The following is a 12319-nucleotide window of genomic DNA, read 5'->3' on the forward strand; positions in this document are numbered from 1 at the left end:
AGACTCTTAGCAGTCTGCTTTTTTGTTTTGTTTAGCGTACAATGTCAAATACTTTTTTCAAGTTTTAGGGTAACTCAAACACACTTACTGTAAAGTTATTTTTTTTGCTAGTAACAATTAACCAAGCTTTTATAAAACAGGCGCCATTTTCTTGATTCAGAAATGGGCATACACTCGCTTCTTGGTCTGCATTGATGCATTCTGGCATTGAGTACAAATTAGATTAACGTACTGATCCGTATTTACAGGACGAGTGGGATAAAGCTAAACATCGAGGTCAGGGCCTCAGGCAATTGGATACGATCTCCACTCGAACCAAGAGAATGATGCCTATTAATTTAATGTTTTATTTAAGCTGACAATGGAAGTGTCAGTTTTTTGATGAATTAAGAACCTGCTAAGTGATATTTAAGTTATTCTATTAAAGGGCCATTTAATTGAACAACACACTTTAAGAGAGCCTGTCCATAAAGAGACCCCCCATAAAAATAAGGAACGGTCTTATCATGCTATTCTATTAAACTTTTAGTCACTACTCTCAACATTGCTTTTATCATCATCTGCAAAGCGGAGTTTATCCGGATGATTTTTAAGGTATTTTAATTCATGCAAGCGAGCAATCTCTAAATGTCCTGCGTCGGTGGGATGTACATCAGGTGGCACTTCACAGAAATGAGTCCACGTACAGACCTTCCATTGTGTGGTGTTATTAAACTGTCCAAGAAAATCAGCATGAACATCAACCACTTTATAATGGAACTTGAATTGGTTAGCTTTAATCACATTGTTTATTTGCTGAATAAAGAACTCTGCCGTATTGAAATTTGGATCATCTCCTCTGAAAGGGTTGTAAACGGTGATTACAAATATTTCAGCATGGGATCGAATACTTTTTCGAATTTCCTTCATAATCAGAGGCCAGTTTTGGGCAAAAGTGGCAACGGCATTTGGCAAACAGTTGGGTGTTGGTTGAAGAAAGCAATCAAATAAATCGGCGCCACCATTGCTAATGGTAATTAAATCCGCTGTTTTGACTGCTTCTCGTGTGACTGCAACGGTTTGTAGCTGCTGAAGTAAAAGAGTACTCGTTAAAGCAGGATTAGCGAGATTAGTTAAATTCACACATGGGAATATCGTCGCCAAGAAGTCCCGAAAATAATAAACGTATCCGTATCTTTTAGGAGGATCGACTACAAATGAAGCACCAATTCCTGCAGCAATGGAATTTCCAAGTGCGGTATATTGAAAACAGACGTGATGATGGTGTTCGTGTTCGTGTAAATCAGACACATAAACATCTCCTTTATAATAAATTCAATAATATACTATTAGTCAGGATTAGAATTAAAAACGGCAACTGTCCAGCTGTTTCCGTAAAATCATTTTATTTATTATTTCGATTATTAACGGGGGCTTAACTTCAATCAGACAACATAAATAATCTTCCACAAATTGGTGATTGTGGAACAAAGAGTAAAAGGAGTGAAGCATATTATACATGACTAATATGTTTCACTCCTTATTTTTTATGACTTTTTACGATTTAGGTCTTGATAATTGAAAAAAGTTGCACCGGAATTTCCTATCTCTTTAAAGAAGGGATTTCGGTTTTTTTTGTGAATCAAGAACTGCTAAGTGATATTTAAGTTATTCCATTAGAAGGCCAGATTACAGAGTAGAACCCTTCACCATTGATAATTAGTAAACCTCGTTGAATTTCAACGAAGTTTTTGACTTTAACTGCATTTGTTAATATCTGTAATTTATGAGTTTGCCGAATTTATTATTCCCTTCCGTTTACCCCATGGCTTCAAAATAGAAATAACAATGACAAAAACCAATAATGAGGTCTGAATGGCAGCACTGATTATTAGCATATTGCGATCATGAAGATATATTGGATCATGCAGTGCATTCAATCCTTTTTCAGTAGTAATTTTAATTGAACTTTGAACCCAGATATTTAAAATACTTCCTATCCCTATAGTAATTAAAGTTATGATTTCTTTAGTCATAATCCAGTAATGTTTAACAAAGCCCCAGTGTGTCTTGAGTGACAGGAATATTCCAGTAATAATGACTCCTAAAAGACCTGGTATTATCAGTGATAGATCCACTACATGCATTAGATGATGGGAAACTTTTAGGACTTCAGGAGTATTTGCTGTTAAAGCTGATATAAGAAGAAGCCATTGAGTAAAGCTACCTCCAACAAATAGAACGGTTGATATTAAATGAAAAATAAGAAACCAATTTCTTTGATTTAATTTGTTTTTCTTTTTAGTCCCTTTCAATATTAATCACTCCTTTAATTTAACAGTGTTAAGTTTATGTTTAACAGTGTTAAGTTTAAGGCATTAATGTTATTATTGTCAATAGATATAGGAGGTATACAAATGGATAGAAAAAAACAAAATTCAGAACATGAATCGCTGAATCAAAGTAAAATTATTCAAACAGCGATCGACTTGATTAATAAAGATGGCTTAAAAAAACTCTCTATGAGAAATGTTGCTAATGCTCTTAATACAAGTGCTGCATCTTTATATTGGCACCTCGAAAATAAATATGAATTATTGCAGTTATTATCGGAACAGATTTGTAAAACAATCTCTTTCCCGGATTCATCTAAAGATTGGTATGAGCAGCTCATTGAACTTGGGCATGAATATCGACAAGCATTGCTGTCTATTCGGGATTCATTTGAAATAATGACCGAAACAGTACCAATGACTCCTGATCGACTTCAATTAATTGAGAATATATACCGAATTCTTATGAATGCTGGTTTTGGGTCAGAGGATGTTCCAGCTACGGCAAGTTTATTTAATAATTATATTCTTTCATTTGTAAGAGATGAAATGAAACAGGTTTATATAGCTAATATCCAAGGATTAGAGGTTAATGTAGCTTTTGAACAGGCAAGAAAAATGTTTAAGTCTTTGTCTGTGAATAAATATCCGTCATTAGTTGAACTTGCTGATTATTCAGTATCCGTAAATAGTGATAAACAATTTGAATTTGGTCTTCATGTTTTATTAGATGGACTTAATAAACGATTAAAGCAATAACTTATTAAAGCACACTTCTGTTATTTCAGAATTGGGCGCTATTTCTTAAAGTATAAAACAAACGGGCTAATTTCATTAGCCCGTCTTCTGTTGCTTTTATAAATGATCCGTTTTTTTAGAATACTGATGCTTGCCAGCTTTGCGATTTTTTTCACGCATCATATTTCTTTCATGTCGAAGGGCATTATAGTCTTTGGTTTTAAAAAAAAACACTGGAAGTGACCAGTGTTTTTATGATTATGAAGTTTGCTCTTCAAGCTCGTCAATATAGATTAAGGATCCTTTTTTTATCCAATACTGAAAGTTGTCTGACGGAAAGACTCCGCGGCAATTTGATTGATTCATTTGAATTACCACACTTTCGTCTGTTACCTTTAAAATTTTTAAGGTGTTTGAGTGACTGATATTGGGGATAAAACTATTTTTCATTTCAAATTCCATATTTGTGTGCAAATTCAACGGGAACTCCTCCTAATTACAATATAGTCTCAAATTTAACATTCCCATTATTTTTCTCTCTATCCATATTTTGTTCATCGATGACGTTTTGTCTGATTCCGTTGCTCTGATTTTTTAGTGTTATTATGATTTGAGTGTTTGCGATTCACTTCTTCATTTTTAAAAGTTTTTCCTTTTATTTTTGTCCCTCGCTTTTTTTGTTTTGAAGTATCTTTCTTTTCTTTATGTCGAACCTTGTTGCTTTCTTTTATGCGATTCTGTTCGATAACGAGGGAATTATTCCTTTGTTGCTCATTTTTCTTTTCAAGATTCTGTTTTTCAATCCTTATATTAAGTTCTTTTTCAATCATTTCCAAAGTTTGACGGTTGGAAGAGGAATAAAAAGTGATAGCCATCCCAGTCATCCCAGCTCTTCCGGTTCTCCCGATACGGTGTACATAGCTCTCGGCATCCTGTGGAATATCGTAGTTAAATACATGAGTGACTCCTTCTACATCCAATCCTCTTGCCGCAACATCAGTCGCGATTAATAATTGAATCTCAGCATTTCGAAAGCGTTGCATCACTTGTTCTCGTTTTGATTGTGATAAATTTCCATGCAATTCATCACATGAAAATCCATTTGCTTTTAACACTTCATATAGCTTGCTTACTCTTCGTTTTGTTCGGCAGAAGATGACAGCCAGAAAGGGACGATAGGTCGTAATGAGTTGAATAAGTGCAGATTGCTTCGCCCGATCGGTTGTATGAAAAGCTATTTGTTTCACGGATAAAGCAGGTCCTTGTTTTTTTTCTACCTGAATATATTCAGGTGTCCTCATATATTGATTAGCAAGTGTTCTAATTTCCGTTGGCATTGTTGCTGAGAACAACAACGTCTGTCTTCTTGCAGGGGTTTGTTTAATAATTTCTTCTACTTCAGATAAAAATCCAATATGGAGCATTTGATCTGCTTCATCAAGAACAAGATACGATAAATGAGATAATTGAATCGTTTCTCGTCGAATATGATCCAGAAGACGTCCAGGTGTTCCAACAACAATATGAACATTTTTCTTCAGTTGGTGTAATTGTTTTTCTACATCTTGCCCACCATAAGCAGCCAAAACATGAATTTCTTCTTGAGCCATAATTAATTTTTTGATTTCCCCAGTTATTTGTAGCGCCAATTCTCTTGTTGGGGTTACGATAAGCGCTTGAACATGTGCGGAATGAGGATTAATGTTTTCAAGAATTGGTAAGATAAAGGCAAATGTCTTGCCTGTACCAGTTTGGGCTTGCCCAATCAAATCCTTACCTTCCAAAACGATAGGGATGGTTCTTTCCTGAATGGGAGTCGGAATCACCACGCCATTTTGCTGAAGGATATCGATGAATGTTTTTGATAATCCTAATGATAAAAAATCAGACAACCATTTTTCCCTACTTTCTGTTTAACCTTAATTTGGATGAATTTAGATATGTACTTATCCATAATGCGTGTTAATCTGCGAAATAGCAAATAAAATTTGAAAAAGAAAGGATCCTAGCTGAAATGAGACAAAGAGGATACAAAAAAAAACGCAGAAGGCTTCCGATTTCCTTTCGCGTTTTTAAGGTAAACCATTATCATTTTTTAAAAGAAAATTATTCTTCGTATCTTCCAATGCAATGTTCACATTCGTATAAAGAGGATTCCTGTTTTTCAATAAATTGCCCACCACATTCACGACATTCCTTTACAGTTTGTTTTGTTTCGATTGTCATCATTTTAACGCCTCCATTAATTAAGTATTGAACTTAGTGTACTATAACAGTTAACAAAAATCAACACTGTTATATAATTATTTTTGTAAAAAATTCTCTATTTTAATTTGCATTACACAAGAGCACTAAAGGTGCTCTCATGAATGGTGTTGATTTTTTGTTTACAGTGATCGTTTTGGGAAGTGGTAAAGGATGATTGGAATCAAACAAGTTCAAAAACAGGTAGATATTTTACAATTCCACCAGCATATTTTAGCGAGTCTTTATAAAGCTCTCGAATCATGAAGCATTGATCAGGTACTTTAAAAGGAGGGAGGATTCCTTTCTCTTTTGCTGGCTGAAATCCAAATTTCCGAAAAAAACGAGGGCTACCAATCACAACAACATGTTCATAATCAAGCTGCCCCGATCTAACAAATCCCTCTTGAACGAGTCTGGATCCAATCCCTTGCAATTGATAAACTGGTTTGACTGAAATAGTTGATAAGAAAAGGGAAGGTATGGAACCATCAATTGAATCAATTGAAATCTTGCTAAAAAGGATGTGACCAAGAATTTCCTGCTTTTTTTCTGCAACCAAGGATAATTCTGGAATAAAGAAATTTGAATTTCGAATTTCATTAATCAGTCTTGCTTCATTTTCTTGCTTATAAGCATCTTTAGTTAAATGAAAAATGGTTTCTTGATCCTCGATTGTTTCAGGTCGAATTGTCAACAAGGAAGAGTCTCCTTTCTATATAGTTATTGTACTAATTTCACTATATCTTGAGTATTATAGGTAAACAATTGTCTTAATGGAAAAAAACGGCTGTAGTGTGAGGAAATTCACAAAAAGTTCTATTTTTAAAAATTAAAAGTTCTATATTACCCACAATTGAATCGAACTCAAAATAATTTTTAGAAAAATCAAAGACAGCAAAACACAGCAGGCTAATTTAAACAGACCAGATCAAAATGATCTGGTCTGTCAGTAATGTCTATGATTAAGTTTCCCTGCAAATTTGAATATTCAAAATTGAATTTTAGATTTTCATAATTCCACCTGTGCTGGCGGAGGTTACAAGTTTTGTATAACGGGCAAGGTATCCTGTTTTAACTTTTGGTTCGAATCCTTTCCAATTAGCTTTTCGTTTTGCCATTTCTTTATCAGAAATTTCAAGGGTAATCTTACGGTTATTTAAGTCGAGCTCGATCATATCACCATCTTCGACAAAAGCAATTGGCCCGCCTTCTGCTGCTTCAGGTGAAATATGTCCAATGGAGATTCCTCTTGAGGCACCAGAGAAACGTCCATCGGTAATCAATCCGACTTTTGCTCCAAGACCTCTACCAACAATTTGTGAAGTAGGGGCAAGCATTTCAGGCATTCCTGGTCCTCCCTTTGGACCTTCATAACGAATAACAACAACCTGTCCTTCTTTCACTTTTCCTGAGATAATGCCTGATAAAGCCTCTTCCTGTGAATTAAAGCAAATGGCTGGACCTCTATGGTAGCCACCGACAGCAGGATCAACGGCACCAACCTTAATAACAGCTCCATCTGGGGCTAGATTTCCGAATAATACGGCAAGACCGCCTTTTTCAGAATAAGGGCTTTCTAAAGGATGGATGACATCTTTATCTAAAATGTCAGAACCGGCAACATTTTCTTTAATGGTTTTTCCTGATACCGTTAAACAATCACCGTTGATTGTTCCTGGTTTTTTAAGTAATTCATTAATAATGGCGCTAACTCCGCCAGCATTATGAACATCCTCGATGGAGTAATCGGATGCAGGCGCAATTTTGGCAAGATGTGGAACTCGACTGGCCACCTCATTAATTCGTTCTAATGAATAGTCAATTCCTGCTTCATTAGCAATCGCTAAGGTATGAAGAACGGTGTTGGTAGAACCACCCATCGCCATATCTAATGCAAAGGCATTATCAAGTGTATCAATGGTTACAATATCACGCGGCTTGATATCATTTTTAATAAGCTCCATCAATTGTTTAGCGGAGCGTTTAACAAATTCCTTTCGTTCATCGGAAATAGCTAAAATCGTCCCATTTCCTGGAAGGGCAAGACCCAATGCTTCTGCTAAACAGTTCATAGAGTTTGCAGTAAACATCCCTGAACAGGATCCACAAGTAGGACAAGCAAATTGTTCGATTTCTTCTAAATCCTTTTCTTCAATTTTGCCAGATTGGAAGGCCCCGACTCCTTCAAAGACAGAGTTAAGGGTAAGGGTCTTCCCATTTTTATCTTTTCCAGCTTTCATTGGTCCGCCACTAACAAAGATGGTTGGAATATTTAGTCTCATGGCTGCCATCATCATTCCTGGTGTTATTTTATCGCAGTTTGGAATACAAACCATTCCATCAAACCAATGAGCAGAAACCACCGTTTCTACGGAATCAGCGATAATTTCTCTACTTGGAAGAGAGTAGCGCATCCCAATATGACCCATTGCGATGCCATCATCGACGCCGATTGTGTTCATTTCAAATGGAACTCCACCTGCTTCACGTATGGCATCCTTTACAATTTTCCCAAACTCTTGTAAATGAACATGTCCAGGCACTATATCAATATAAGAATTGACGACCGCAATAAATGGTTTATTGAAATCTTCCTCTTTAACACCGGCAGCACGAAGCAAGCTTCGGTGTGGAGCGCGGTCATACCCTTGTTTAATCATATTACTGCGTAATTCTGGCATAATGACTTCCCCCAATGGCTTTATTTTTTAGAAATATTCAAAGTTTTCTCTTATTTTAGCACTATTGTAAAAAGAATCATAGAGTTTTCGGGAAATGGTTCAAGCTCTCTTTGGTTATAAATTAGAAGGGGAGGGGTGCATTGCGGTCTTAAATAAAAAAGCTGAATCAAAAAGAATTGATTCAGCCTTTTGGAGTGTCTATTAAACTGCTATTTTGTTTTCGTATCATCATCGATTGGAATTTGAATAAGTTGATTAGAGCCAGTTGCTTTTGGCATTTTACCATCCCATTTTTCAATCCATTTGTTTTGAATAACTTCATTTGAAATGGACTTTTTGATAATATCGTTGTATTTTGCCTGACCTTCCGCTTCAATTCTTAGCTTTTCAGCTTCCGCTTTGGCAATTTTTAATTCGATTTGTTTTCTTTCTAATTCCTGAGCAGCTTCAACTCTTTTATCAATAGCTGCTTGAGTGGATTTATCCGGTTTTGGTACACCAAGGGTAAGATTATCTACTGTGAATCCAAGATTCTTAATATCATCTGCAAAAAGTTGTTGAACCTTAACGGCCGCTTCTGCTGATTTTTCCCCGTAAGTATCAATAACTGAATATTTGGCAATTCCTTTACGACTGGCGTCCCAAAGTCGTGTCTTTAGGTAGGAATCTTCAATTTCTTGCACTTCAACTGGACCAAATTTATTGAAAACTTCAACAACCTTATCTGGTTGAATGCTATAGTTATAGGCAAAATCGATCGTAACATTTTTACCATCAGAAGTGGCAACTTGAATATCACGATAGTTTACTGTTTGCATTCTGACTGGATAAACAGTAACTTTATCAAATAAGCCAACTAAATGCCAACCTTGACCTAGCGTCTTATCCTGAACACCACCATTTGGACTGTAGACGACCCCAACAAAGCCATTAGGAATTTTTTGAATGAACATAGCAGTAATCCCAATTGCTAAAGCCAATACAATAGCGATGATTACTCCACCAATGATTTTGCGGTTTCCACCTTTTTTGTTATTTTGTTCCATCATTATCCTCCTCATCTTCTAGGTAATCTTTAATCTTCTTCGCTGAATCTCCTACCTTTTTAAAAGTTGGGGAGAGTACGAGCCAAATACCAAACCCTAATAGAGCGATCACGAATAAAGAACCGATAACTACCTTCATGAATTTGCCTCCTCCCACTTTATTGTTACATTTTATTACCATAAAGTCACTCAACGTAATTATGACAATTGTGTTTAACTCTTTTTTACCTTGAATAAATTATTCATGTGACTTCTTCGGGTTCTTTATTTTGGTGAAAATGTATTTATTAGTTATACGAATCAAATTGAAATTGGATTCAAAAAATCGAAAATTGATGTACATCAATGTTTTTATTTTGTCGAGTTTGTAAGATAAGAGTATCAAAAGGTGAGAGAGGGAATAAAAAATGAAAACAGCTATTTATAAAATAGGGGATTTGTCTTGTCCAAGTTGTGTTAAAGGGATTGAGAAGGCTTTCAAGAGGTTAAATGGCGTAGCTGAGGTACGGGTGTTGTTTAATTCAAGTAAAGTAAAAATCTCTTTTCAGGAAGATGTTGGAAGTCCAAAGGAATTTTCAGAGCTTTTACAAAATCTGGGGTATCCTGTTGTTCAAGAGAAAATAGGCTGAGTGATTAGGATTATATCATTTGAATCATCGCTATGATACAAATAGGAGGGAGGATAATCTTGATTTTTAACAAAAAAGGTGTGATTCTTGCTATTTCAGGGATAATGATTGCATTATCATTCTTATTTAAAATCTTCGATTGGAATCTGGCAGCAAGTGGTTTGCTGTTAGCGGCCACTATTATTGCAGGCTATTCTATTGCACGGAAAGCATTCCATTTATTATTGATGAAAATAATCAGTATTGAATTATTGGTGACTATCGCTGTTTTGGGTGCAATGGTTATACATGAGTATATTGAATCGGCAGCGGTTACTTTTTTATTTTTGCTAGGAGCATATTTAGAAGGAAAAACATTAGAAAGAACGAGGGCATCGATTAAAGAAGTGCTAGATCTTGCTCCATTAGAAGCGAGGGTGATACGAGAGGGAAAGAAAGAGATGATTTCTTCCGATAAGCTTGTGGAAGGAGATCTTGTGATTGTTCAATCGGGGGAGAAGATTCCCGTTGATGGACATGTATTGAGTGGAAATGGATATATGCTTGAGGCGCCCATTACAGGAGAATCCGCTTTGGTTAAAAAGGAGAAAGATGGGAAAGTCTATTGCGGTACAATATTAGACCACGGATATTTAGAAATAATGGCGGATAGAGTAGGGGAGGATACCACGTACGCAAAAATTATTGAACTTGTTGAAGAGGCTCAGGAATCTAAGGCAAAGACGCAGCAATTTCTTGAGCGGTTTGCTTCATATTACACGCCGGGGATATTAGTTCTCTCAGGTTTTGTCTTTTTATTGACAAAGGATATCAGTTTGACTCTTACCTTCCTTGTTATTGCTTGTCCAGGGGCACTTGTGATTTCTGCACCTGTTTCCATTGTGGCCGGGATTGGAAATGGTGCAAGAAAAGGCATTCTAATTAAAGGAGGAGAAATATTTGAGAAGTTTGCGAAGGCTGATATCATTGCTTTTGATAAAACAGGAACATTAACAAACGGAAATCCTCAAGTAGTTGATATAGAGACCTCAGATATAAGTGAAACCGAATTATTGCGAATTACAGCACTGGCTGAACAATATTCAGAGCATCCTCTTGGTAGAACGATTGTTAAGGAAGCAGAGGAACGGAAGCTTTGCTTAGATGGCAAGTTGGAAAATTTCCATGTTGAAAAGGGAAAAGGGATTGAAGCAATTATAAATAATAGTAGAATTGTGGTCGGAAATCAAAAGTGGATGAAGGAAAAAGGAATAGATTTACCTTCAATCATGGAACATGAAGCTCATCAAAAAGAACGTGATGGAAAAACTGTTGTGTTTGTGGGAGTGAATGAGAGTTATAAGGGAACTATCTCGATTATGGATACAATTAGAACAGAAGCGTACCAGACCATCCTGGATTTAAGAGAATCAGGTATAAAGGAAATGGTGATGTTAACAGGGGATAATACAAGAACAGCAGAAAAAATCAGTCAGCTTCTTGGTTTAGATCGATATGAAGCAGAGCTTTTACCAGAAGATAAAGTTGAAATGATGAAAAAGTTACAGCGCAATAAGCAAAGTGTGATCATGGTTGGAGATGGAATAAATGATGCCCCGGCAATTGCCACAGCTACGATCGGAATTGCCATGGGAGCTACAGGATCTGCTGCTGCCATGGAAACAGCTGATGTTGTCCTTATGTCAAACCATTTACGAAGTCTTAAATATGCACATGAGCTTTCAAAAGCAACAATGAAAAACATGAAGCAAAATATGTTTATGTCTATTTCTGTTGTACTTCTTTTGTTAATTGGTGTATTAACAAAGACTGTGTTTTTAGCTGAGGGCATGTTTGTACATGAATTCAGTGTCTTATTAGTGATTATTAACGCGATTAGACTTGTCAAGTTTGATTACAACTTTGATAAAAGGTCTAAAGAATATTTTCAAACCATGCGCGAGGAGAGACTATAATGGAATGTTGTCATCATTTTCAGAATGAAGGAAATGTAAAAAAGTTATGTATATCCATTGTTCCTATCTTTAATCATTTGAGTCAAGAGGAAATGGTGGAGATTGCAAATACAAGTATAAGTACGAAATATCAAAAGGGAGAGTTTATTTTTCAAGCGGGTGAGCCGTATGATCATTTATATATTGTTCATAAAGGAAGAGTGAAGGTTTATCATTTGGGGGATTCAGGAAAAGAACAACTCATTCGTATCCTTGAGCCTGGCGATTTCCTAGGGGAATTATCATTGTTTTCAAAGCAAGAATCTGATAGTTTTGCAGAAGCCATGGTGGAAACGGAAATATGTTCGATTCACCGCCGAGATCTACAGAAAATATTGATAAAATTTCCATCAATATCCTTGAAAATCTTGGAGCAATTTACCCATCGATTAGAACAAACGGAAAAGCTTGTTAGCCAATTAAGCTTACAGGATGTCGAGAAAAGAACGGCCTCTTATTTAGTGGAACTGATGGACGGGAAAGGAGAAGAACATGAAATTATCCTTCCCATGAGTAAAAAAGATTTAGCTTCTTATCTCGGAACAACAAGGGAAACGATTAGTAGAAGGTTGTCCTCTTTTCAGGATAAGGGCTGGATTGAACAAACTGGTCAGCGAAATATCCGTATTCTAAATGTCAAAGCCATTAAAAAAATGGCAGAGCAGTAAAGGA

Annotated in this window: 14 protein-coding genes; 4 read left to right on the plus strand and 10 right to left on the minus strand. The window is 36.0% G+C overall.

Features of this window, described 5'->3' with window-relative positions:
• Nucleotides 1–525 precede the first annotated feature (525 nt).
• Together ACE38V_RS02165 and ACE38V_RS02170 are read right to left on the minus strand one after the other, a co-directional pair.
• Nucleotides 526–1290: an SGNH/GDSL hydrolase family protein gene (locus tag ACE38V_RS02165; RefSeq protein ID WP_375839490.1), complete on the minus strand. Its 765-nt coding sequence runs from the start codon at nucleotides 1288–1290 to the stop codon at nucleotides 526–528.
• Between the two features lie 473 nt (nucleotides 1291–1763).
• Nucleotides 1764–2294, minus strand: a complete 531-nt coding sequence (locus ACE38V_RS02170; protein ID WP_375839491.1) for a DUF2269 family protein — start codon at nucleotides 2292–2294, stop codon at nucleotides 1764–1766.
• 102 nt (nucleotides 2295–2396) lie between these two features.
• On the opposite strand from ACE38V_RS02170, the gene ACE38V_RS02175 reads away from it, so the two are divergent.
• Nucleotides 2397–3071 (plus strand): TetR/AcrR family transcriptional regulator, encoded by a 675-nt coding sequence (locus ACE38V_RS02175; RefSeq protein ID WP_375839492.1) that lies wholly within the window; start codon nucleotides 2397–2399, stop codon nucleotides 3069–3071.
• A 96-nt stretch (nucleotides 3072–3167) separates the two neighbouring features.
• Here ACE38V_RS02175 and ACE38V_RS02180 read toward each other — a convergent pair whose 3' ends face one another.
• The 8 genes from ACE38V_RS02180 to ACE38V_RS02215 form a co-directional block, all read right to left on the minus strand.
• Nucleotides 3168–3284, minus strand: a complete 117-nt coding sequence (locus tag ACE38V_RS02180; RefSeq protein WP_375839493.1) for a DUF3941 domain-containing protein — start codon at nucleotides 3282–3284, stop codon at nucleotides 3168–3170.
• A 24-nt stretch (nucleotides 3285–3308) separates the two neighbouring features.
• Entirely contained in the window at nucleotides 3309–3530 is a 222-nt protein-coding gene (locus ACE38V_RS02185) for a hypothetical protein (protein WP_375839494.1), read from the minus strand.
• Between the two features lie 74 nt (nucleotides 3531–3604).
• The gene (locus ACE38V_RS02190; RefSeq protein WP_375839495.1) at nucleotides 3605–4942 is read right to left on the minus strand and encodes a DEAD/DEAH box helicase; all 1338 of its coding nucleotides are present in this window, start codon (nucleotides 4940–4942) and stop codon (nucleotides 3605–3607) included.
• A gap of 214 nt (nucleotides 4943–5156) precedes the next feature.
• The gene (locus ACE38V_RS02195; protein ID WP_375839496.1) at nucleotides 5157–5279 is read right to left on the minus strand and encodes a YhfH family protein; all 123 of its coding nucleotides are present in this window, start codon (nucleotides 5277–5279) and stop codon (nucleotides 5157–5159) included.
• Nucleotides 5280–5478: 199 nt separating this feature from the next.
• Complete coding sequence (locus ACE38V_RS02200) at nucleotides 5479–5994, minus strand: GNAT family N-acetyltransferase (RefSeq protein ID WP_375839497.1); 516 nt, start codon at nucleotides 5992–5994, stop codon at nucleotides 5479–5481.
• A 304-nt stretch (nucleotides 5995–6298) separates the two neighbouring features.
• Nucleotides 6299–7978, minus strand: coding sequence for a dihydroxy-acid dehydratase (gene ilvD / locus ACE38V_RS02205; RefSeq protein ID WP_375839498.1), 1680 nt, complete (start codon nucleotides 7976–7978; stop codon nucleotides 6299–6301).
• 209 nt (nucleotides 7979–8187) lie between these two features.
• The gene (locus tag ACE38V_RS02210; protein WP_375839499.1) at nucleotides 8188–9027 is read right to left on the minus strand and encodes a prohibitin family protein; all 840 of its coding nucleotides are present in this window, start codon (nucleotides 9025–9027) and stop codon (nucleotides 8188–8190) included.
• The gene (locus ACE38V_RS02215; protein ID WP_375839500.1) at nucleotides 9011–9163 is read right to left on the minus strand and encodes a hypothetical protein; all 153 of its coding nucleotides are present in this window, start codon (nucleotides 9161–9163) and stop codon (nucleotides 9011–9013) included. Before ACE38V_RS02215 ends, ACE38V_RS02210 begins: the two co-directional genes overlap by 17 nt.
• Nucleotides 9164–9431: 268 nt before the next feature.
• Between ACE38V_RS02215 and ACE38V_RS02220 the strand changes: the two genes are divergently transcribed.
• From ACE38V_RS02220 to ACE38V_RS02230, 3 genes are read left to right on the plus strand one after another with little or no spacing between them, the layout of a single operon-like run.
• Nucleotides 9432–9653 carry a heavy-metal-associated domain-containing protein gene (locus tag ACE38V_RS02220; protein ID WP_375839501.1) on the plus strand — a complete coding sequence of 74 codons (222 nt, stop codon included), beginning with the start codon at nucleotides 9432–9434 and terminating at the stop codon, nucleotides 9651–9653.
• A 59-nt stretch (nucleotides 9654–9712) separates the two neighbouring features.
• A complete protein-coding gene (locus ACE38V_RS02225) occupies nucleotides 9713–11608 on the plus strand; it encodes a heavy metal translocating P-type ATPase (RefSeq protein WP_375839502.1) in 1896 nt (631 codons plus the stop codon).
• Nucleotides 11608–12315 carry a Crp/Fnr family transcriptional regulator gene (locus tag ACE38V_RS02230; RefSeq protein ID WP_375839503.1) on the plus strand — a complete coding sequence of 236 codons (708 nt, stop codon included), beginning with the start codon at nucleotides 11608–11610 and terminating at the stop codon, nucleotides 12313–12315. The genes ACE38V_RS02225 and ACE38V_RS02230 overlap by 1 nt, the downstream gene beginning before the upstream one ends.
• The last annotated feature ends 4 nt before the right edge of the window (nucleotides 12316–12319 follow it).

Source organism: Cytobacillus sp. Hz8 (assembly GCF_042263505.1).
GTDB lineage: Bacteria > Bacillota > Bacilli > Bacillales > Cytobacillaceae > Bacillus_BE.

What these genes read in the sequence shown, in the direction of transcription:
- ACE38V_RS02175 (WP_375839492.1), top strand. Translation starts at nt 2,397, where the DNA reads ATGGATAGAAAAAAACAAAATTCAGAACATGAATCGCTGAATCAAAGT.
- ACE38V_RS02195 (WP_375839496.1), bottom strand. Translation starts at nt 5,279, where the DNA reads ATGATGACAATCGAAACAAAACAAACTGTAAAGGAATGTCGTGAATGT.
- ilvD (WP_375839498.1), bottom strand. Translation starts at nt 7,978, where the DNA reads ATGCCAGAATTACGCAGTAATATGATTAAACAAGGGTATGACCGCGCT.
- ACE38V_RS02210 (WP_375839499.1), bottom strand. Translation starts at nt 9,027, where the DNA reads ATGATGGAACAAAATAACAAAAAAGGTGGAAACCGCAAAATCATTGGT.
- ACE38V_RS02215 (WP_375839500.1), bottom strand. Translation starts at nt 9,163, where the DNA reads ATGAAGGTAGTTATCGGTTCTTTATTCGTGATCGCTCTATTAGGGTTT.
- ACE38V_RS02220 (WP_375839501.1), top strand. Translation starts at nt 9,432, where the DNA reads ATGAAAACAGCTATTTATAAAATAGGGGATTTGTCTTGTCCAAGTTGT.
- ACE38V_RS02230 (WP_375839503.1), top strand. Translation starts at nt 11,608, where the DNA reads ATGGAATGTTGTCATCATTTTCAGAATGAAGGAAATGTAAAAAAGTTA.